This is a genomic window from Streptomyces sp. NPDC053076 (assembly GCF_044546845.1).
Classification (GTDB): Bacteria; Actinomycetota; Actinomycetes; order Streptomycetales; family Streptomycetaceae; genus Streptomyces.
The window spans coordinates 1,773,094-1,792,906 of record NZ_JBITZL010000001.1 but is presented as its reverse complement, the minus strand read 5'-3'; the positions used below and the strand labels follow the sequence as shown (position 1 = coordinate 1,792,906).

Sequence of the window (19,813 nt, the reverse complement as noted above, 5' to 3'; positions counted from 1 at the left end):
TGCGTTGGTTGGCGGTCCCGGGGGGGGGGGGGGGGGGGTGGGCGGGGCGGGGGGGGGGGCCCCCGTGCCCCGGGGGGGCCCCCCCCCCGGGGGGGGGGGGGGGGGGCCCCCCCCCCACGCAACTCTTCCACCAGCGCATAGAGCCGGGCGGTGCGATTCATGAGGCGGAGACGTGGGGCCTCTTGCAGGCAGGTCGGAGCGCCCCCCGGCCCGGAAGGGGGACAGGGGGCGTCCGGTGATCACACCGCTGCGGTGCGTCCGGTGATCGGGCAGGTCCCGGCCGCCGCCCCGCCGAAGGCGGCGGTCTTGGCAGCGGGCGTCGTTCCGCCGATCTGCTGGAGGATCTCGTCCGACAGCAGGTCTTCCTTGCCCTTGAGGGCATCAGCGACCTTGAGGTCGGTGTTGAACACCATCTCGGCGGCGACGTTGTCCTGGACGATGCGCGCCAGGTTGTCCAGGGCCACGGCGATCGGGTCCGAGGGGGCCTCCACCGTGGGCAGGTCGATCAGGTGGGTGGCCACCTTCGCCTGGTTCATGGTGCGGCGAATGATGATGGACGCCTGGTTCAGCTCGGATGTCGTCCAGATCGACAGCACCGTGACGTACAGGTCGCTCCACGCCTGCTCACCGATCAGCGTGCGCCACCGCTTCATCAGCCCCTCGATGCCGGTGATCTGCGCGGTGGCGGCGAAGGTCATGTTGACGCGGATGGACGGGTAGACGGTCGCGGCGAACCGGTTGAACGACACCATGTCGAACGATCCCGCCTTGACGATGGTGTCGATGAACTTGACCGCCTCCGTGAGGATCTTGTTGCAGGAGGCATACAGGTCGTCCGGGAGGTTCGCGGTGGGCAGTTTGGTGAGTGCCGAACTCAGCGCGGTCCGGTAGCTGTTCAGCGAGGTGATCCAGCCCTTGTCGCCCGGGGTCTTGAACGCGACCATGTCCAGGTCGTGCGGATCGATGCGCGCCGCGTTGGGAATGTTGGGCACCTGGTCGCTGAGGTAGGCGGCGATCACCGAGTAGATGCCGAGTGGAACGTGGGCGATGGACTTGGCCAGTTCGAAGTACTCCGGGACCGGGTTGACGGTCTCGACCTGGACCCCGTTGTTGATCAGGGTGAAGCGTCCGCCGACGGCGTTGTTCTGGACGATGATGACCGGACTGAGGTGCTTGACCAACTCGGACTTCAACGTCGCGTAGTTGGTGCGCATACCGGCGTTGACGTTGCGTATCGCGTCGCGTGCCGCCTTCTCGTCGGTCGCGGTCGGTGCGGCGGACGCGCTGGTGGCCGCTTGTGTCTGAGTGAGGAAGGTGGCTGCCCCTGCTGCCGAGACCGTTCCCAGAAATCCTCTACGAGTTGCCATGCCCCGTCTTTCCATGGTGAGTGATCGGTTTCTACCGGTGGGGGAAAGATGTGGGGGGAGTTCAGGGTGGGGGGACAGGCGTGGGGGGAAGCCTGGAGTGGGGGGAGCGTGGGAGAAAAGCAGGTGGGGAGTTCGGACCTGCCGCCGGCGTTCCGGCCGACGGCAGGCCGGTCGGTTCGAGCCGGATCGGAGCCGGACCGCAGGAGTGGGCAGACGGTACGGTGGCGCGGGCGCAGGGAACGCCCGCCGCTCACCGGACGCGGTCCGGCTGTTCGGCTGTTCGGCTGTTCGGCTGTTCGGCGACAGAGATGGCTCAGCCGTGCCGCCTACCGGACATCGCTCTTCAGGTCAGGGACTTCTGCGACGGCACCACGACCCCGTAGAGGTCCTGGACCGTGGCGAGGGCGCCTTCGTGGACCTGCGTCGCGGGAATGCCGTTCGGGTTGCCTTTCAGCGGCAGCGGCCGGGTGGCCGAGGCGTCGGCGACCACGGTCGGCTTGTAACCATTGAGGAAGGCACCCTGCGCGGTGAACAGGACACACATGTTGGTCATGAATCCGGCGACGATCACATTCTTGTTCCCGGTCTTCTTGACCTTCTCGGCGAGATCGGTGCCGTGAAACGCGTTCGGAACGCTCTTCACCACGACCGGCTCACCCTTGGCAGGCTTGAGTGCCGGGATGATCCGACCCGCCTTCGACTTCAGGTCGTACCCCTTGTCGACGATGTGAATGACCGGGGTGCCCGCCTTGCGGGCCCGCTCCAGCAGGCTCCTGGCGTTGTCGACCGCGGGCCGCCACCCGTCGAGTTCCATCACGCCATCGGTGTAGGTGTTCTGGTAGTCGACGAGGATGAGCGTCGCGTCGGACAGTTCGGCCGGGGTCTCGTCGAAGCCGTTGAGTTCCCTCAGCGTCGTCGTGTCCTTGGCGACGTTCGTCCGAGCGACGGAAGCCGACGACTGGTGCTTGGAGGAGGCGGCCTCGGAACTTCCGCCACACCCGGCGACGGTGACCGCGACAACGGCGGCGGTGCACAGCGCGACGGCCGAACGCAGCGACCTCGTCGGCATTCGGCCGGTCGCGTAGGTGTTTCCGTCGTCGATCAGGACGGGGGCCGGGTCGGCGAGTTTCGCGGGCATGTCGTCTAAGCCGTCGAGCTGACGCAGCGTCGTTCTGAGCATGAAGTACCGCCTGGGTTGGGGGAATCAGGGGCGTATCGGTCCGGTGACCTGCACCTATGACGCTATGGCCCGAAACATGTGTCGGCAATGTCATCTAGCTTGCAGAAAAAGACATCCTGGCAACGTGTCCCTGATGCCGGTCCGGCCGATGATGTGACTACCAGGCTGCGCCGATCTGACGCTCACCAGCACGGCCGTTGCGCCCTGCTCGAACTCGAACCGGGTGCCGGGCAGCGCCCACAGCAGTTGTCCGGTGCCCCGCAGCGCGCCCACCGGGCTCACCCGGAAAGCGAGGCATGCGACCACTTTGCCCAGCACGGTGAGCAGTAGCAGTGGCGGCAGGAACGGGCCACGGGGACGCCCGCGCCGGAGGCGGCCGGGACGCGTTCTCGGAGGCCGGCAAACCTCTGGCGGCCGCGCTTGCGTGGGACGCCGTCGCCGCGTGCGCGAGCCCGGCACCGCCGGCAAGCGTGACGGCGTTGGGCGGGGGGTGGCCTCGCTCGTCCGGACGACATCACCCGCCGCGTCGGCGCACGGCACGCCGCGCCATCCGAGTGCGTCCGCGCTTCGCGCTTACGGTGACGCAGGAGGTGGAGCATGCGAGTGGGACTGCACGCACTCGGTATCGGTGACGGTGCCCGACCCGAGGTCATCCGGGCGGTGGCCACAGCCGCGGAGACACACGGCTTCGCGAGGCTGTGGTGCGGCGAGCATGTGGTGCTCGTGGACGCGCCCGCCTCCCGCTACCCCTATTCCGCGGACGGCCGGATCGCCGTGCCCGCGGACGCGGACTGGCTCGACCCGCTGCTCGCCCTGAGCTTCGCGGCAGCGGTCACCAGCCGTATCCAGCTCGCCACCGGCGTACTCCTGTTGCCCGAGCACAACCCCGTCGTGGTCGCCAAACAGGCCGCCACACTCGACGTACTCTCCGCCGGGCGGTTCAGCCTCGGTGTCGGGGTCGGCTGGTCGGCCGAGGAGTTCACGGCGCTCGGCGTTCCCTTCGCCAGGCGTGGGCGGCGCACCGAAGAGTACCTAACCGCGATGCGCACCCTCTGGTCCGAGGACCCGGCCTCCTTCACGGGGGAGTTCACCGGCTTCGACGCGATCCGGGTCAACCCGAAGCCGCTGCTCGGCGGCCGGCTCCCGGTCGTGGTCGGCGGCAACAGCGACGCCGCCCTGCGCCGGGCGGTCACGCTCGCCGACGGCTGGTACGGCTTCAACGTCCCGGCGGCCGACGTCCCGGCACGCATGGCGGTCCTGGCCGACGAGTGCGCCCGCCACGGTCGCGCCGTCGCCGAGCTCACGGTCGCCGTCGCGCTGAGCGACGGCATTCCCGAGCACCTCCCCGCACTCCGTGCGGCGGGCGTCACCGAACTCGTCGTCGTCGGCGCGCCCCCGTCCGCTCCCGACGAAGCGGCCGGCTGGGTCGCGCAGCTCGCCCGGACGTGGATCCGCGCGCCGGAGTGACCGGGGAGCGGTGGCGGTGACGCCTTACCGCTGACGTGCCGAGCCGGCCGTACGAGCCGTGAGACCTGGCTCCGACTAGCCCGACTGCACCCCGAACGCACCCGGACGACTGACCCGGCGTCCTGGGTGAACCACGATGTCAGTACCCCCTGCGACCGTGGGGACATGACACCCACCACCGTGGAAGACGAACCGGACGCGCTGGTCGCGGCGCTGCGCGTCCCTGTGTGGAACACCCTCACCAGGCGGGCCGACGGCATCCGCCGGACCCTGCCCCCGCGCCCTGAGGCGGCCGAGGACCGGCTCGGCTGGCTCCAGTCGCTGACTGCCGAACAGGCTCGCCAGGCCGCCCTTCTGGACCACCTGGAGGCTCTCTGCGGGCACATGGCCGGACGCCCCGCCTTCGGATGCGCCGCCGACGACCCGATGCCGGAGGCGGTCCTGCAGGAGGCCGAAGGGTTCAACCGGCAGCTCACGGCACTCATCGCCGCCTACCGTGCCGCCCGGCACGTTGCATGACTCATCGGCTTCGACAGCCCGCGACCAGGGCGAGGAACGACGTCCGCAGAGCCCGTGTCAGTCGGGCCGACTGCCGGTCACGGACACGGTGTCCTGCACGAGGCGGGAAGGCCGAGGCATTCCTGTGCGCGGTTCTCTGCTGCTATCGGGTGAATGGCCGGCCCTGGGCCGAACCCGCTTCGCCGGCCTTGGCGTCGTGCTGTTCATGGAAGCGATTCAAGAGGCGCACGTGTCGGAGCCGGGCCTGGTCGTCGTCGACGTCACGGCGGCTGACGACCGGACCGCCTTCGCGTTTCACGCGGCACTGGCAGCGATGTGGGTGACGACCGCCGTGGAACGCACACCCCGGGACCCCGGTCAGCACGGGGTCCGGCTGCGCTGTTGTCTCGACATGCGTCAGCGCCTCTGAAGGAATCAGAAGCGGGCTTCGCGCCCCGCCCAGTGACGTCACGAGGCCGGGTCGCGTCCTGCCGGCCGTTTGCTGTCTCCGCCGTCCACTCGATGTGCGTCGTACCCGTGACCATGGTCGCCTCCTGGGACTGGAGCGTCCCTGTGATCGCGTTCACGTGCGCGGTGCGCGCCGGCGGTGCGCGAGAGGCCGCCGGGGTGCCCGCACCAGCTGACGGTCGGACAGGCTCACCGGCCTCCGGCGGTGAGCGGTCCCGGGCCGCGGCGGTGGGCCCCGAGTTTTGAGACACGTTTTACGCGACGCACGCAACTGCGGCCCTGCCCTCGCCGTCCAACAGAGAGTCGGGCCTGTCAGGGGCCGAAGAGCGAGAGAGCGGGGCAAGTCGTGGGACGGCGCAAGGGCGGCATAGGCATCGCACTGGTCACGGGTGCGGTACTGGTGGGCGCGAGTGCCTGTGGCGGGGGCGGCAGTGACAAGGCGGGCGGGGACGACGCGAAGGCGCCGGGCAAGCCGAGCGCGAGTGCCTCTCCGTCACCGACGAAGCCCGCGGGCCCGCCGATGCTGCTGGAGACGATCACCCCGCAAACGGGAACCACGGTCGGCGTGGCCATGCCGGTCTCGGTGGTCTTCACCGACCCGGTGGCGGCGAAGGCCCGGGCCACGGTGGAGAAGCACATGAAGGTGAGCGCTTCCCAGCCGGTGGCCGGCGCCTGGCACTGGTTCGGCGACAAACGCGCCGACTGGCGGCCGAAGACGTACTGGCCCTCCGGCACGAAGGTGAAGATCGACGTCGACGTGAAGGGCGTCAGCAACGGCAACGGGCGCTACGGCGTGCATAACTACACGCACACCTTCAAGATCGGCGACGACGTGCGCGCGGACGTCTCGGTGACCGGCCACACCATGAAGGTGACCCGGAACGGCAAGGCGGTGCGCACCCTGTCGATCAATGCGGGCAGCGCTGAGTATCCGACGTGGAACGGCACGATGGCCGTCATCGACAAGCAGGAGAAGGTCCACATGACCTCCTGCAGCGTGGGCATCAGCTGCGACAAGGGCAGTGCGAACTACTACGATCTGACGCTGCCCTGGGACATCCACCTGACCCAGTCCGGCACGTACGTGCACTACTCGACCGGCGACCCCAATCCCGGCAGCGGCAGCGCCCGCGGCTCGCACGGCTGCGTCCATCTGTCGTTGTCCGACGCCAAGTGGTTCTACGGCCAGGTCAAGCAGGGCGACCCCGTCACCATCACCGGTTCTCCCCGCGCCAAGGCCCCGGCCGACAACGGCTACGCCGACTTCAACCTGGGCTGGGACGAGTGGCTCGCGGGCAGCGCGTCCGGGGACGGGACGACCGCGACGTTGTGATGGGCCGCGGTGGCGGGGACGGTCAGCACCGGATGGTGTCGACAGGCCCCGCCACCGCCGTTCCACCCCTGCAAACTGGTCTCACAGTCCGTCGACCGGGCTCCGTTCGAACCCCCACGATGACCGGCGACCGCCCCTAAGACAGGGTCCTACGTGGTGAGGCGGACGTTGACTCGGTATGGGGCGGGGTACGTGGAGCTGGATCGTGCCGGACGGGCTGTGGGAGATCGCGAAGCCGCTGATCCCGCCGTCTAGAGTGCGGCCGCAGGGTGGCGGTACACAGGACACACCTGATGAGAGGCTGTTCGCGGCCATCGTCTATGTCCTGGTCAGCGGTTGCGCTTGGCGGGCTCTGCCGCCCTGCTTCGGGGTATCGAAGTCGACTGCCCACATATTCCCGGTCATCGGAGCGCGAGGTGCGGCGGCTTCCCGGTTCCGGCCCAGGCGGCGGTACGTGTCGTCCTGGCTGGAGCCGCGGTCGCCCAGCATCATGCCCGGCTCAGAAACATGTCCGCGCCGAATACGGAGTGCAGGAGCGCCGACGCGCTGCGATACTGCCCCGATGATCAACATGCCCACCGCTGTGCTGGACTCGTTGGACGGGCTCGCCTTCGGTGACGCCTTCGGTGACCGCTGGTTCGGCATCCTGCGCCAGGACGGCCCGGCAGCCCTGGAGACGCGGACGCTGCCCCCGGAAGCATTGTGGCGGTGGAGCGACGACACCGCCCAAGCGCTCGTTCTCGTCCGGGAACTCGCCGAGGGTGGCGGCACCGTCGACCAGGACCGCCTCGCCCTGCGCTTCGCGGCCGCCTACGCCGACGACACGCACCGCGGCTACGGGGCGTCGATGCATGACGTGCTCCGTCGCATCGGCGCGGGCGAGCCCTGGCGGGAGGTGGTCGCGGGACAGTTCGGCGGCCAGGGCTCCTGGGGCAACGGCGCAGCCATGCGCGCCGCCCCGCTCGGCGCCTGGCACGCCGCCGACCTCGACGCGGTCGCCGAGCAAGCCGCCCTCCAGGCTGCGGTCTCGCACCACCACCCGGAGGCGGTCACCGCGGCGGTGGCGGTCGCCCTCGCCGCGGCGCTGGCAACCCGCAGCCGGGGCGGGCACACCCCGGCCCGGCCGGACTTCCTCCAGGCGGTCGCCGAACGACTCCCCGACAGCGACGTCCGATCGGGAGTGCGGGTCGCGGCCCGGATGCCGGAGCACACCTCGGTCCGGCACGCCGCGGAAGTCCTGGGCTCCGGCTACCGGATGTCCGGGCCCGACACCGTCCCTTACGCTCTGTGGTGCGCAGCGGGGCACCTCGACGACCTGCACGAGGGCCTGTGGTTCACGGTAGCCGGGCGTGGCGATATCGACACCACCTGCGCCATCGCGGGCGGGGTGATCGCCGCCCGCACGGGCGTCGCCGGTCTCCCCTCCGCCTGGCACTCAGCCCGCGAACCGCTGCCCCTAGGTGGTGTCGTGGGGCAGGCCGTCCACGGCTGTCGGGCCGTCAGGAAACGGTCCGGCGGAGCCGGCACAGCGTGAACCCGCCTTACGACCCGCGTCGGGGGGACTCCCCCCATGCCGGTCCTGGGGGGCGCCGGATCGCGTCCCCTTGGGGGCAAAACTGGCGTTCAGCCATGATTTCGTCTCTGCGAAAGCGTCTCGTCATGGCGCCGGTGCGGGCGGGAAGTACTCCCACACCGGCTACGTCCTGCTCCACATGATCATCCAGAGGGCCACCGGTCAGCCCGCCCACCGTGAGAGCGAGGGCCGCATCCTGCGTCCGCTCGGCCTCGACCGGACCCGGTGGACCGGCACCTCGCCCACCCTGCCCAGGCCGCACGCCAGGGCCTATCAGCTCTTCGGCCCCGGTTCCGTGGTGGACGTCACCGACCGGATACCGGCGGACCACGAGAACTCGTTCGTCACCACCACACGGGATGAGAACGGCTTCCTCCGGGCCCTGCTCGCCGGCCGCCTGCTACGGACGCGGCAACTGGCCGAGAGGAAGCAGACCGTCGCCGTGAGCGCGGACGTGCAACAGCTGTGGCCCGGTGGCCGATACGGGCTCGGCCTGGTCGAGGGCGTTCCAGAACGCACAGTGGTGGCGGGAGTGCGCCGTGCGGGTGGGGACGATGTGGTCCGGCGCCAGGGACAGCACCGACTGCCGGGCCCAGTGCGGCGACGCTGGGCCGTTCGGGTCGGCGGTGCGGGCGAAGCGCGTCCAGTAGTCGATCATGGTGTTGGCCAGCCGGTGCTGTGCCCGGGTCAGGACGCGGGGGCGACCCCCCAGGTCGAACAGGTAGGGCAGTTCACTCGCGTGCGGTGCGCCGAGCGGGAACGGCGGTGTGCCCGAGGTGAGCGGCGGGGCATGCTCGTCGGCGAACTCGTAACGCCAGACGGGCACATGGGCCGCGAGCAGGCCCTCGGTGTGTGCCGTCGGGCAGGCGAAGTCCCCGTCGCCGATGACCGCGCCGAACACCGGCCCCCCGTCGGTGCGGTGCACCGGGTACTCGCGGACGATCGCCTTCGCCTGCCCCGAGGAGGGGAAGAAAGCGGCCACGACGTCGGGCCAGGTGTCGGGAGTGACGGGATGGCCGGCCTGGACGATCCCGGCGGCCCAGCCGTTGCCCTCGTCGTGGTTGTTGCCGATGAGCACGGGGACGCGGTGGAAGCGGCCGGCGGCGATCGCCGCCGCGGGGTCACCGGGCAGCAACGGGGTGTCGTACGCGGGCTGTTGATCGGTGGCCTGAGCCGCGAGCAGACGGGAGACTGCCACGCGCCGCAGGCAGGCCGGGACGTCGCGGGCGGAGCCGCAGCCCACCTTCACCGCGAGGTCCACGCCCGCGGCTCGCGCCGTGGACAGAGGGACGGAGGACGGGGCGAACGGCCGGTCGGGGCGGCCTGTGCACGGGCCGCTCTCGACGATCGCCCGGTCGAAGAGCCCGGCGGCGGCGGGCGAGGCGAGCTGGGCGCAGACGCTGTAGCCGCCCGCCGACTCGCCGGCCAGCGTCACCTTGCGCGGGTCGCCGCCGAAGGCACCGATCTCGGCGCGGACCCAGCGCAGCGCCGCCTGCTGGTCGGCGAGGCCGAAGGTGCCGGAACCGGGCAGCCCGCGGTGCGCGAGGAAACCGAGGGCTCCGAGGCGGTAGTCGACGGTGACGACAACGACGTCGCCACGGATGGCCATGCGATGGGCGTCGTACGAGCCGCCCGCGCCGGTGGTGAGGCCGCCGCCGTGCAGCCACACGATCACCGGTCGGGGGTGTGCCGGTCCCGCACCATCGGGTGTCGTGACGTTCAGGTGGAGACAGTCCTCGTCGGTGCTGCCGCCCGGTACCTCACCGGCCGGCTGCGGGCAGGCGCTCGCGGGCCGGGTCGCATCCCGTACCCCGGACCAGGAGGTCGCGGGGCGGGGCGGCGCCCAGCGCAGCCTGCCGACCGGGGGCGCCGCGTAGGGGATGCCATCGAAGGTGCGGTAGCCGTCGTGGGCGGCGCCCCGCACCAGGCCGTGGTGGGTGAGTACCGTCGTGGCGGCCCGGGCGGGCGCCGTCGCTGGCGCCGCGGACCAGGCCGTCGCGAGCAAGGCGGCCAGCGCGCAGCCCAGGGTGGTCAGGGTTCGGTGCAGGCTCATCATCTCCCCTTCCGGTCAGCTGCCGCCCATGCCGCCCTGTGCGGCGATCATGGTCATCGGCAGAGTGTGGACAGCTTTCTCCAGGCCGGGCGCGAGGGTGGCGAGACGCCCCGCGCAGGCTTCGGTACGGGCCCGGAAGGCCTTCTGGTCCTGCCGTGACAGGACCGAGCGGACGCCGCCCGCCGCGGCCAGCGCCAGCAGCGCCGCGTCGGCGGCGGGGATCTCCCGCACGGGGCCGTCCCCGTGCAGCGCCGCGGACACGCGCGCGCGGAGCGCGGCGGGCACGGCGCGGTCCGGCACGGTCAGCCGTCGTGTGCCGAAGCGGGTGCGGGGCTCCCGCACGGTGAGGAGTCCCGCTGCGGCGAGCCGGTCCTCCACCTCCGTCATGGTCCGCTTGCGGTGGCGGCGCACGAGAGATCTCCAGCCGTGCCCGGCGGCGGCGTCGCGCAGGACGCCGTCCAGGACGGGGTCACCGGCCGGTTCCGTACCGGACACGGTGACCGTGCCGTCCTCCTCCCCCAGCCGGCCGCGCAGCACGAGGTCGACCAGGGCGGCGGCCCGGACCAGCAGTTCCGTGCGGGGACGGTCGTAAGGGCCTTCGGCCGCGTCGTCGTGGGCGAGCAGATACATGAGGCAAGGCAGGTCGTCGATCACACCTCGACGCTACGGCCGGGTACCCCGGCCGGGGATCGGCCACGGGAACGGACCGGCACTGGGAACACAGGAGGATCGCGGGCCGGCCTCCTCCTTGAGGAGGAGGAGGCGACGTCAGGGGCGGCGTGGTCGCACGAGGCCGTGGTCGTAGGCGGCGACGACGGCCTGGACGCGGTCGCGCAGGCCCAGTTTGCGCAGCACTGCGGTGACATGGTTCTTGACGGTGGCCTCCGACAGGCGCAGCCGCTCGGCGATCTCCGCGTTCGACAGCGCCTGCCCGATGAGGGTGAGCACCTCCCGCTCGCGCCCGGAGAGGTCCTGGAGGGAGGGCGGCGGCGCCGGGTCGGGAGTGGTGCGCAGAAACCGGTCGAGGACGCGGCTCAGCACGGCCGGCGCCAGCAGCGCGTCGCCGCGGGCGGTGACGCGGATCGCGTCGACGAGTTCGGCCGGGCGGATGTCCTTCAGCAGGAAGCCGCTCGCCCCGGCCCGCAGGGCGGCGACCACGTGCGCGTCCACGTCCCAGGTGGTCAGCACGAGCACTCGGGCGCGACTGCCGCCGTCCGCGATCTGCCGGGTCGCCTCGATGCCGTCCACGACGGGCATGCGTACGTCCATCAGCACCACGTCGGGCTCCAGGTCCCGTGTCAGCCGCACCGCCTCCTGGCCGTCGGACGCCTCACCCACCACCTCGAGGTCGTCCCGGGCGTCGAGGATCATGCGGAAGCCGGTACGGACCAGGGTCTGGTCGTCGGCCACCACCACGCGCAGGGTCATGACACACGCTCCACCGGCAGCCGCGCCGCCACCTCGAACCCGCCTCCGGGCAGCGGACCGGCGCGCAGGCTGCCGCCCACGAGCCGTACCCGCTCCTTCATCCCCAGCAGACCGCGTCCCGCCCCCGACAAGCCCGAACCGGTCTGCGTCGTACGCCCGTTGTCGACCACCGTGACCTTCACGCACTCCTCCTCGGCCGTCACGCGCACGCTCACCTCGTCGGCGCCGGCCGCGTGGCGCAGCGTGTTGGTGAGTGCCTCCTGGACGATCCGGTACGCCGCCAGGTCGACCGCGGCCGGCAGCCCGTCGGTGGTGCCGTCGCGGTGCACGTGCACGGTCATCCCGGTCGCGCGCACGGTGTCGGCCAGCTCGTCCAGGCGCGCGAGCGAGGACCCCGGCTCCCGCTGCTCCCCGGTCCCGTCCTCCCCCGCTTCGGGCCGGAACGCACGCAACAGCAGGCGCAGTTCGCCGAGCGCCGAGCGGGCACCCGTCTCGATGGCCCGCAGCGCCTGACGGGCCTGCTCGGGCCGTTCGGTGAACACGTCGTCGGCCGCGCCCGCCTGAATGACCATCACCGACAGGGTGTGCGCCACGACGTCGTGCACCTCGCGCGCGATCCGCGCACGCTCCTCCACCACGGCCCGGCGCAGCTCAGCCCTCGTCCGTTCCTGCTGCGCCCTGCGCCACTGGCCCGCGGTCCACGCCAGGACCACCGTCAGCAGGTAGACCGCCAGACCCGCGGGGCCGCCCGCCCCGAACGCCAGCGGTGCCGGCAGGCACATCGCCGCGAGCGCCCGCACCGACACGCGCCGAGGCCTGATGGCCGACAGCACGCACAAGGCGACCTGCGCCGCGAGCAACGCCCCCGTCAAGGTCACCGCGGGCAGCAGCGCCCACACCGCGAGCCCCGTCGCCGCGTTCGCGGCGAGTACGGCGACCGGGGCGCGCGCCTGCCACCTCAGGGCGCAGACCTGCGCGAGGACCAGGGCCAGTGCCAGGGACAGTCGCCGGCCGTGCTCCGCGCCGGCGACGAGCACCGAGGTGCCGAGGACGGCGAGCACCAGACCGGCCGACCCCCACCACAAGGCCCGGGCCGCCCGGGGCGACAGCTCGCCCGGCGGTGCACCGGCGAACGCGTCGTCCGGCTGCCTACTGCTACGGTCCACGCCCCGACCCTATCCAGCGGCGCGAGCCGGGCCCTTCACGAGGCGGGGAGTGTCGGTAGGACCACCCCTCGTCCGGTGTCCAGGCCCAGCGACGAGGAACGCCGAGAACGGCAGGATGCACGTCACCGGCAACGAACCGGCGAACCGGCGAGTCGACGAACCAGCGAATCAGCGAACCAGCGAGTCGACGAACCAGCGAACCGGCGAGGAACCCACCACACGGACCCCAGGGGGACACCCATGAACGAGACCATCGCCAGGCGCCTGACGGGCCTCGCCTGCATCGCCGCCGCGGTCGCCTTCCTCGTCGAAGTACCCCTGTACTTCGTCTACTCCGGCCCACCGCCGGACTCGAACGTCCTGACCAGACTGCTGATCGGTACCCTCGCGCTGGCGTTCCTGACCGTGTTCGTGACGGCCTTCCGTGAACTGGTCAAGCGCGTGAACCCCGCCTACGAGTGGGTCGGCACGATGGCGTTCGCCACCGGGCTGGTGTACGCGACGATCACCCTGGTCTCCAGTGGGCTGGAAGCCGGCGCGGTCATCGCCACCGACCACCCGGTCGACCCGACCATCACCGTCAGCGGCACCTACGTCCTCTACGGGTCGACCGGCCGCCTCGTGCTCGCGCTCTTCCTGACCGCCGTTGGCTACGGAATCTCCCGGACGAACCTGCTACCACGCTGGACCGGCCGTTCCGCCTTCGTCCTGGCAGGGGTCAACCTGGTCTTCGTGCCGTCCCTGTTCTTCGGCAACACCCCCGCACACTTCTACGCGGCGAACGGCTGGGGCACCACCGCCATGATGGGTGCGCTCCTCAGCTACTGGATGCTCGCCGTGGGCGTCTCCACCTACCGCAGCGCCACACGAGGCGCCCCCGTCGGCGCACCGGCTCCGCGGCACTGACGCCGCTTGTGCAGTCCAGGTCGCGGTGCCGCGCCACGGACATGGAGTGTGCGGCACCGGGCCGCGGTACGTTCGACCGGCCGACCGGCACGGCGTCATCGTGCCAAGCCGGTTGCCGCGACTTGAGGGGGCTGTTCAGCGCAGTCGGCGTACGCGCAGCACCAGGTCGTCGGTGTGGTGCGCGCCGGCCCCGCCGTCAGGTGCGACACGTGGTCGCTGCTCGTCCACCTCCACCACCCAGTCGTCGTCGAGCAGGGCCGCGACCATCGAGGGCCAGACGTAGTCCGCCGGGTCGAAGCCGCTGTCGTGCGCCTGCCGGGTGTCCATCCCCGCGTGATGTACGAGCAGCAGCACGCCGCCGGGCGCGACGGCCGCGAGCAGCGCTCGCTCGGCCGCGGCGTCGGGGGTGCGCAGCAGGGCCGGGTACTGCGCGGAGACCAGGTCGAAGGAGGCCGGCGGAAGCGCCGCCTCCGCCAGTCCGGCGTGTACCCAGCGCACGGCGACGCCGGCGTCCCGTGCGTGCTTGGTCGCCCGTTCCAACGCCACGCCCGAGACCTCGACCGCGGTCACGTCCCAGCCGCCGCGCGCGAGCCACACAGTGTCCGCGCCCTCGCCACAGCCGACGTCGAGCGCCCGCCCGGGAGTGAGCCCGGCGACCTCGGCCACGAGGGCGCCATTGGGGCGGCCGCTCCACAGCTGGTGCCGGTCGGAGTACCGGTCGTCCCACTCCGCGCGCACCGCGGGGTCCCCGACGTATCCGCCATATCCGTCGGTGGGCGAGGGGGTGTCGGGCGTCGGCGATGCTGCGATGTCGTCGGTCATGAACCCACCGTTGCTCATCGCGTTCCGATCACACCACTGGTGTTGCCGGTCCGGCAAAGCCCGTCCGCGGCGCGTGCGGCGACCGGGGCCGCCGGCTCCGGACGTCATCGGGGCGGACCGGCCGCGGCCTCTCAGCCCGTGCCACCGATCCTCGATGGCGCACGCCGTGGTCGGGCGACGCCGGTGACGAACGCTCGGGGTTCGATGGCACGGGACAGCGAGCTTCCACCCGGGGCGGCCCGGCCCTTCCGGGCGGCTCGCTCGGGTCGTTGCACCCGGCGTTCACCACCGGTGACCCGGTGGGGCCCGGCCGTTCGAATTGCGGTGCGACGGTTCGCACACCTCTGCGATCATGCCGCAATGCGCGACACACTGGAGCAGATCGTCCTACGGCACACGCATCGCATCCCCCGCCCCACCGGGCCCGCCGGTCCGGGCGAGGGCGCGGCACGGCAGTTCGACGCCGCGCTGATGTCCGTGGGCTTCAAGCTCTCCGCGGCGGCCCTCGAGCACCTGTCGGCACTGTCGGAGCGAGTGGTCGTCGACACCGCCGTCCGCACCCTCGCGACGGTCCGCGAGCTGGTCGGCGACCACGTCGGGCACAACGTCTACTTCAAAGACTTCCCGGCGAACGTCCCCGACACCCTCGACTTCTGGAAGCGCTGCATCGACAGGGCGCTCGCCGACGAGTCCTCTCGGGCGGGCACGCTGAGGCAGCTGATCGACGGTGTGGTGGATCTGCTCAGCCTGCCGTCGTACGGCCGCTACGCGCACACGTACGCCGAGATGCTCGCCGCGCACGACGAGTTGATCCCGGCGGCGGGTGACCGCCTCACCGTGCTGGGGCTCGGCGGCTCCGTGGCGGAGGAGGCGACCGCCCTGTACCTGGGTCTGGCCGGGAGCAGCACCCCGCTGGGCGACGACGGTCTGCGTGACCTGGAGGTGCTCGCCGGGCACCAGGTGGCCGGACCGCAACCGGAGTCGATCCCCGTGCGCGAGAACCGGGCCGTCATCAACCGGGCCCGGCTGCGGGCGGGCGCCGACCTGCTGCTGGACACGGTGACCGACGTGCTCCGCCTCGCCTGCGCGCTGTGCGAGGGTGACGTGACTCTGCAGGAGCCGACGAGGTTCCGGGCCCTGCCGCGGCCGGCCCGCCGCGCACTGCTCGCGGGACTGGACGCCGTGATCGCCGGCTCCCCCGCCAAGCTGGCGGATGTCTCCGCCCACCGGGAGGCGTTCAAGCGGCTCGGCGAACGGCTGCACCCGCACGAGTACCCGCGGTGGCCGCACGCCGCCGACGTGTTCGCCGTCGCCCGCGGCGAGAAGCGGGCGCCTTCCTTCGAGGGCCGCGTCGAGGAGTTGCTCGGCGCCGGCGACGTCACCGGGGCGGTACGGCTGCTCCGGTCCGCTCCGGGCCGGCTGTTCCGCTCCGCCGACCGGCTGCTGCGCACGGCCCGCACCCAGGAGGAACGCGACGCGGTCGTCGCCGCGGCCGAGGAGGTCGTCGGCGAGGTGTCCGGCCGGGTGGTGCTGTCGCTGCGCGAGCATCTGCACAACCGTGCCGGGGCGCGGGCGGCGCACCGGGTCTTCGTGGGCCGGCGCGGTCGGGCCTGGGCCGGCGACGACACCCGCCCGCCCCTGCCGCCCAAGGAGCGTGAGCGGCTGATCCTCGTGCTCGACGACGAGATGCGCCGTCGTCTGCCCCCCGTGGACCGGCTGCTGATCGACCCGGACGCGCTCGACGTGGCGCTCCCGCTCAGCGGGAAGGCAACGGCGTCCGGCATGGGCGTGCTCCCGCGCGGCTCCTACTCGGCCGTCGACGGTGAGCTGCTGCGCTTCTTCGTGTACTGGAAGGAGGCCCGCCACCGCACCGACTACGACCTGTCGGCACTGCTGCTCGACGCCCGCTACGAGACGGTCACCTGGCTGTCCTACACGGCCCTGGCGGACGTCGAGGGCGAGCACTCCGGTGACATCACGGAAGCGCCCGAGGGGGCCTCGGAGTTCATCAACCTGCGCCTGGACGCCGTACGGGGCACGTTCATCGTCCCCCAGGTCAACATCTACTCCGGCGAGGGTTTCGAGGACGTCGAGGAGTCCTTCTTCGGGTTCATGCTGCGCGAGTCCGAGCAGGCGGGCCGGCCCTTCGAGCCGCGCACGGTGCGGATGAAGTCGGACCTGCGCGGCCCGGGCCGGGTCGCGCTCCCCCTGGCGTTCGCGCGTGACGCCGACGGCCGGTGGCGCGCGCAGTGGCTGCACCTGTACCTGAGGGGACACCCGGCTGCCAACCGGGTCGAGGGCAACCAGGCGTCGGTGGCGACACTGGTGCGCGGCATCGTCGAGCGCGAGTACCTCACGGTCGGCTACCTCGCCGGTCTGCTGGCCGGGCGCGGGACGATCGTGACCGAGTGGGACGGTACCGGGGCGGTGCCGGACGGACCGGTCACCTACGTGGGTCTGGAACGGCCGGAGGGGCTGCGCCCCGACTCCCGGATCGTCACTCCGGGAAATCTGCGCGACCTGATCCCGGAGTGACTGCTAACGTTGGCGACGACGAGGCCATGAAGGGGCTTCCTTCTCACTCTCCTTTCAAGAGATTCAACTAGTCCCTTCGCTCTCCTCGCCTTCGACGCCGGCCCCGTGGCACCTTCGGTGCTTCGGGGCCTCGTCGTGTGCGGCCGACACACGCGGGAGCGCCGACGTCCTCGAGTCGGGTGCGCGGTGCGGACCGGTCGCTGAGAGTCTCGTTGACGTCGAAGACAACCAGCCTGGGCGTGGTCATGACGGGCTTCCCTTCCCGGCCGTCTCGGCGCGGCAGGCCAGGGCGGGACCCTGCACCATCAGACGTCTCCTCAACCCGGGGTCGCGGGCCACCACTTGTACCCCGGGAACCGGGGCGGGAGCGGCGTTCTCGTCACCTGTGGCGTGGCGGCGAAGCACGGGGAGGTCGGGCGGAAACAGTGTCGATCCCCCGCCGTAGCCGCAGGTGAACGCAGCTTCGGGCCGCGCTCCCGGTACTTCGGCACACCCAAGGTGACGATCAAGGCCGCTTGCCCTATGCTGCGGCTTGCACATCCGGGGGGCGGCTGGTCGTCATGACGACCAGCACCGCGACAAGTGCGCATCACCCACGCCATCTCCACTCGGGCTTCAGCATGCCGCCAGGCGTTCGCGCCTGCGCGCGACTGCTGCTCGAGCCTGCCCGCAAGGGTCCGGATCGGCGCGTTTCCCCGGATCCTCACGGTCATTGGAAGGCAGAGAAACATCATGGCAGAACGGCAGTACCTCGGTCAGGGCACCAACACTTCCTGGGAGAAGTTCTGGTACGTCCTGGGTTGCATCTACTTCGGTGCCGCCTACTTCCAGAAGGTCCCGGTGAAGAAGGCGCTGAGCGAGTACGGGCTGGTCGAGATGACCGGGGCCGAGAAGTTCTGGTACGTCGTCCAGTGCATATTCTTCGGCGGCGGCTACTTCGCGAAGGTCATCATCAAGAAGGCACTGGCCGAGGTGCGGTACGCCGGCGGAGCCCCCACGGTCTGACGAGACCAGGGCGCCCCACGGGCACGCCGGCCGCACACCGCGGGCCCGGATCGCGAGGAGCGGTCCGGGCCCGCGGCCCGTCATCGGTACGCGCACGTCGTCGCCCGCGTCGGCCCCGGCCCACGCTGTCGCCCTCGCCGGCCGGGCATCCGCCTCGTGCCCGCTCCTCACGCGGGCACCGACGGGAACGCCCGGAGCGAGCCGCGTACGCCGCTCCCGGAACCGGCCGGAGCTTCGTCCGTTGCGTCCGACCCGGGGAAGACGGACGGCAAAGCCGCATTCAGGTGTGCCGTTGACGGCATACGTCCTCCGGCGACCCTACGGTGCTGGTCTGGACGGAGTCGCCCCGGTGAGGAAGCGAATGCCAGATCGCTCGAGGAATGAGGCCGCGGCCGGCGAGAGCGGCAGCTCCCTGTGGTTGTGGTCGCTGCTCGGCCTGTTCGCGGCATGCGTGCCCTGCGCTCTCCTCGTGGTGGAGAAGTCTGGTTCCGCCTTCTCCCCCGTACCGCTGGCCCTGACGATTCTCGCGGCTCTGGCCGGGTACACGGCGGCGGTACGTGCCGTGGTGCTCGACAGGTTCGGGCAGCGCTCGCGGCGATCCCGGACCCTGGTGTGGCTCGCGGCGGCGGGTCTGTTCCTCGGCAGTCTGGCCGTGCTCTTCGCGTTCCGTCCCCCACCACCCCCGCTCACCCGGATGAGCGGGGCCCGTGACGTGGCCGTCGTCGGTTTCGCGGGACATGACGGGCGGCCGGACCGGCAGGTGCTGGCGGATGTCGCGACCGACTTCACCCATGCCATGACGGGACGGATCCCCTCCGCCACCGGCGTCCGTGATTACCACGGCGAGGTGTCGCTGCCGCTCGACGAGCTTCGCGGCACTCACCACGGCGCGCTGGAGCGGGAGACTTCCGGATTCGCCGACGAGGCCAACGCCGAGATCGTGGTGGGCGGCCTCGTCGACACGGACCCGGCCGGCCAGACCGCACTGCGGCCGGCCGTCTATGTCAGGGCCGACCAGGTCCCCGACGCCCCCGAACTCGTGGGCTGGTTCCTCGGGTCGCCGATCCTCATGGCACGAGGCTGGGAATCCGCGCAAGGGCGGGCGCAGCTGCGGACGGAGCTGACCCGGCGGATCGGCGTCCTCGCGGAGTTCGTGGACGCACTGGACATGTGGCGCAACGGCAGTCCCGCACAGGCCGTCCGCATCCTTGACGGCCTGCTCGATCCGAAGCGGCAGGGCGGCACGGGCGCGTTCGTGCCGCTTGACCTGCTGCGGCTGTTCCATGGCCATGCCACCGAAGCCCAGGCCCTGGGTGAAGCCGATCCGAGCCGGACGGAACTGCTTAAGGAGGCGCGCGCCGACTACCTCGGCATCAGCAAGGACTCCCCGACCGGGCGCCGTGCCGCGCTCAGCCTCCAGTACAACGCGTATCTCCGGGCCAAAGGCCGCGCCCGCGGCTGCGAGCCGGGAACCGTACGCGGCGGCGAACTCGCTCGGATCTCGAAGAACCTGCGTTCTCTCGCCAAGGACCCCGGGCTCAGCGAACTCGGGCGGCTCAAGGCCACAGTGAACCTCGCTCAGGTCGAACAGTGCCGCATCACCGCGGGGCTGGTGAAGGACGACGGCACCGTGGGACGGGCCGTGGCGGCGGCCCAGGCGGCCCCGGACATCACCGGCTCCGGCGAACTCCAGGCGTTCGCCGAATCGATCGCCGCTGTCCACGCGGCGGGCCGAGGCGACCTCAAGACGGCGGTCAAGCACATTCGCGCGGCCATCGCGCGCGGACAGGACCTGCTCCAGCGAGCCGTCTGGCATGCCCTGCTGGCGGTCTGGAGCCTGACCCGTTGCGATCTGGAGACCGGCCGTACGGCCGAGCGGGACGCCTTGGGCCAGCTGGCCGCGGCGGAAAGCGCAGGGCGAGCGAGCACCCAGGTCCGCCACCAGTACGAGCAGCTCCTCACCGGCGAGCTGCGCAAGGCCGAACAGCGTTGCGGCGCGACCCGATGAAAGG

17 protein-coding genes and 2 pseudogenes are annotated in these 19,813 nt (G+C 71.5%); 11 read left to right on the top strand and 8 right to left on the bottom strand.

Annotated features, from left to right (window positions below; translation table 11 throughout):
• Positions 1-239 precede the first annotated feature (239 nt).
• The 3 genes from ACIGYR_RS07345 to ACIGYR_RS07335 all read right to left on the bottom strand — a co-directional run bounded on the left by ACIGYR_RS07345 (position 240) and on the right by ACIGYR_RS07335 (position 2,865).
• A complete protein-coding gene (locus ACIGYR_RS07345; RefSeq protein ID WP_391836955.1) occupies positions 240-1,367 on the bottom strand; it encodes a hypothetical protein in 1,128 nt (375 codons plus the stop codon).
• A 343-nt stretch (positions 1,368-1,710) separates the two neighbouring features.
• Entirely contained in the window at positions 1,711-2,436 is a 726-nt protein-coding gene (locus ACIGYR_RS07340) for a cysteine hydrolase family protein (RefSeq protein ID WP_399602366.1), read from the bottom strand.
• 201 nt (positions 2,437-2,637) lie between these two features.
• A complete protein-coding gene (locus tag ACIGYR_RS07335; protein ID WP_399602196.1) occupies positions 2,638-2,865 on the bottom strand; it encodes a hypothetical protein in 228 nt (75 codons plus the stop codon).
• A gap of 279 nt (positions 2,866-3,144) precedes the next feature.
• Between ACIGYR_RS07335 and ACIGYR_RS07330 the strand changes: the two genes are divergently transcribed.
• The 7 genes and pseudogenes from ACIGYR_RS07330 to ACIGYR_RS07300 all read left to right on the top strand — a co-directional run.
• Positions 3,145-4,014: an LLM class F420-dependent oxidoreductase gene (locus ACIGYR_RS07330; protein ID WP_399602193.1), complete on the top strand. Its 870-nt coding sequence runs from the start codon at positions 3,145-3,147 to the stop codon at positions 4,012-4,014.
• Positions 4,015-4,179: 165 nt separating this feature from the next.
• Positions 4,180-4,533 (top strand): hypothetical protein, encoded by a 354-nt coding sequence (locus ACIGYR_RS07325; protein WP_399602190.1) that lies wholly within the window; start codon positions 4,180-4,182, stop codon positions 4,531-4,533.
• Between the two features lie 124 nt (positions 4,534-4,657).
• Entirely contained in the window at positions 4,658-4,942 is a 285-nt protein-coding gene (locus ACIGYR_RS07320) for a DUF6207 family protein (RefSeq protein WP_399602187.1), read from the top strand.
• A gap of 384 nt (positions 4,943-5,326) precedes the next feature.
• The gene (locus ACIGYR_RS07315; RefSeq protein WP_391836959.1) at positions 5,327-6,313 is read left to right on the top strand and encodes an Ig-like domain-containing protein; all 987 of its coding nucleotides are present in this window, start codon (positions 5,327-5,329) and stop codon (positions 6,311-6,313) included.
• Positions 6,314-6,491: 178 nt separating this feature from the next.
• Positions 6,492-6,644, top strand: a pseudogene (locus ACIGYR_RS07310) (IS5/IS1182 family transposase); the annotation flags it as partial.
• Positions 6,645-6,875: 231 nt separating this feature from the next.
• Positions 6,876-7,847: an ADP-ribosylglycohydrolase family protein gene (locus tag ACIGYR_RS07305; protein WP_399602363.1), complete on the top strand. Its 972-nt coding sequence runs from the start codon at positions 6,876-6,878 to the stop codon at positions 7,845-7,847.
• Positions 7,774-8,325 (top strand): annotated as a pseudogene (locus tag ACIGYR_RS07300) (serine hydrolase); the annotation flags it as partial. The gene ACIGYR_RS07305 and the pseudogene ACIGYR_RS07300, both read left to right, overlap by 74 nt.
• Here the strand turns inward: ACIGYR_RS07300 and ACIGYR_RS07295 are convergent.
• The 4 genes from ACIGYR_RS07295 to ACIGYR_RS07280 form a co-directional block, all read right to left on the bottom strand.
• Complete coding sequence (locus ACIGYR_RS07295; protein ID WP_399602182.1) at positions 8,287-9,939, bottom strand: carboxylesterase/lipase family protein; 1,653 nt, start codon at positions 9,937-9,939, stop codon at positions 8,287-8,289. The pseudogene ACIGYR_RS07300 and the gene ACIGYR_RS07295 overlap by 39 nt on opposite strands.
• Positions 9,940-9,954: 15 nt before the next feature.
• Positions 9,955-10,593 (bottom strand): GPP34 family phosphoprotein, encoded by a 639-nt coding sequence (locus tag ACIGYR_RS07290; protein ID WP_399602180.1) that lies wholly within the window; start codon positions 10,591-10,593, stop codon positions 9,955-9,957.
• A 114-nt stretch (positions 10,594-10,707) separates the two neighbouring features.
• On the bottom strand, positions 10,708-11,367 hold the full coding sequence (locus ACIGYR_RS07285; RefSeq protein ID WP_391836964.1) for a response regulator: 660 nt from the start codon (positions 11,365-11,367) through the stop codon (positions 10,708-10,710).
• Positions 11,364-12,533, bottom strand: a complete 1,170-nt coding sequence (locus ACIGYR_RS07280) for a sensor histidine kinase (protein WP_399602177.1) — start codon at positions 12,531-12,533, stop codon at positions 11,364-11,366. The genes ACIGYR_RS07285 and ACIGYR_RS07280 overlap by 4 nt, the downstream gene beginning before the upstream one ends.
• A gap of 240 nt (positions 12,534-12,773) precedes the next feature.
• On the opposite strand from ACIGYR_RS07280, the gene ACIGYR_RS07275 reads away from it, so the two are divergent.
• Positions 12,774-13,439, top strand: a complete 666-nt coding sequence (locus tag ACIGYR_RS07275; protein ID WP_399602174.1) for a hypothetical protein — start codon at positions 12,774-12,776, stop codon at positions 13,437-13,439.
• Between the two features lie 135 nt (positions 13,440-13,574).
• On the opposite strand, the gene ACIGYR_RS07270 is transcribed toward ACIGYR_RS07275, so the two are convergent.
• A complete protein-coding gene (locus ACIGYR_RS07270) occupies positions 13,575-14,261 on the bottom strand; it encodes a class I SAM-dependent methyltransferase (RefSeq protein ID WP_399602171.1) in 687 nt (228 codons plus the stop codon).
• Positions 14,262-14,621: 360 nt separating this feature from the next.
• Between ACIGYR_RS07270 and ACIGYR_RS07265 the strand changes: the two genes are divergently transcribed.
• The 3 genes from ACIGYR_RS07265 (at position 14,622) to ACIGYR_RS07255 (ending at position 19,809) form a co-directional block, all read left to right on the top strand.
• Positions 14,622-16,796, top strand: a complete 2,175-nt coding sequence (locus ACIGYR_RS07265; protein ID WP_399602168.1) for a hypothetical protein — start codon at positions 14,622-14,624, stop codon at positions 16,794-16,796.
• Positions 16,797-17,528: 732 nt separating this feature from the next.
• On the top strand, positions 17,529-17,801 hold the full coding sequence (locus tag ACIGYR_RS07260) for a hypothetical protein (protein WP_399602166.1): 273 nt from the start codon (positions 17,529-17,531) through the stop codon (positions 17,799-17,801).
• 361 nt (positions 17,802-18,162) lie between these two features.
• Positions 18,163-19,809 (top strand): hypothetical protein, encoded by a 1,647-nt coding sequence (locus ACIGYR_RS07255; RefSeq protein ID WP_399602164.1) that lies wholly within the window; start codon positions 18,163-18,165, stop codon positions 19,807-19,809.
• The last annotated feature ends 4 nt before the right edge of the window (positions 19,810-19,813 follow it).

Excerpts from the sequence above, each read along its gene's own strand:
- ACIGYR_RS07255 (WP_399602164.1), top strand. The coding sequence starts at position 18,163 with ATGCCAGATCGCTCGAGGAATGAGGCCGCGGCCGGCGAGAGCGGCAGC.
- ACIGYR_RS07275 (WP_399602174.1), top strand. The coding sequence starts at position 12,774 with ATGAACGAGACCATCGCCAGGCGCCTGACGGGCCTCGCCTGCATCGCC.
- ACIGYR_RS07345 (WP_391836955.1), bottom strand. The coding sequence starts at position 1,367 with ATGGCAACTCGTAGAGGATTTCTGGGAACGGTCTCGGCAGCAGGGGCA.
- ACIGYR_RS07260 (WP_399602166.1), top strand. The coding sequence starts at position 17,529 with ATGGCAGAACGGCAGTACCTCGGTCAGGGCACCAACACTTCCTGGGAG.
- ACIGYR_RS07295 (WP_399602182.1), bottom strand. The coding sequence starts at position 9,939 with ATGAGCCTGCACCGAACCCTGACCACCCTGGGCTGCGCGCTGGCCGCC.
- ACIGYR_RS07305 (WP_399602363.1), top strand. The coding sequence starts at position 6,876 with ATGATCAACATGCCCACCGCTGTGCTGGACTCGTTGGACGGGCTCGCC.
- ACIGYR_RS07325 (WP_399602190.1), top strand. The coding sequence starts at position 4,180 with ATGACACCCACCACCGTGGAAGACGAACCGGACGCGCTGGTCGCGGCG.
- ACIGYR_RS07330 (WP_399602193.1), top strand. The coding sequence starts at position 3,145 with ATGCGAGTGGGACTGCACGCACTCGGTATCGGTGACGGTGCCCGACCC.
- ACIGYR_RS07265 (WP_399602168.1), top strand. The coding sequence starts at position 14,622 with ATGCGCGACACACTGGAGCAGATCGTCCTACGGCACACGCATCGCATC.
- ACIGYR_RS07285 (WP_391836964.1), bottom strand. The coding sequence starts at position 11,367 with ATGACCCTGCGCGTGGTGGTGGCCGACGACCAGACCCTGGTCCGTACC.
- ACIGYR_RS07340 (WP_399602366.1), bottom strand. The coding sequence starts at position 2,436 with ATGCCGACGAGGTCGCTGCGTTCGGCCGTCGCGCTGTGCACCGCCGCC.
- ACIGYR_RS07270 (WP_399602171.1), bottom strand. The coding sequence starts at position 14,261 with ATGACCGACGACATCGCAGCATCGCCGACGCCCGACACCCCCTCGCCC.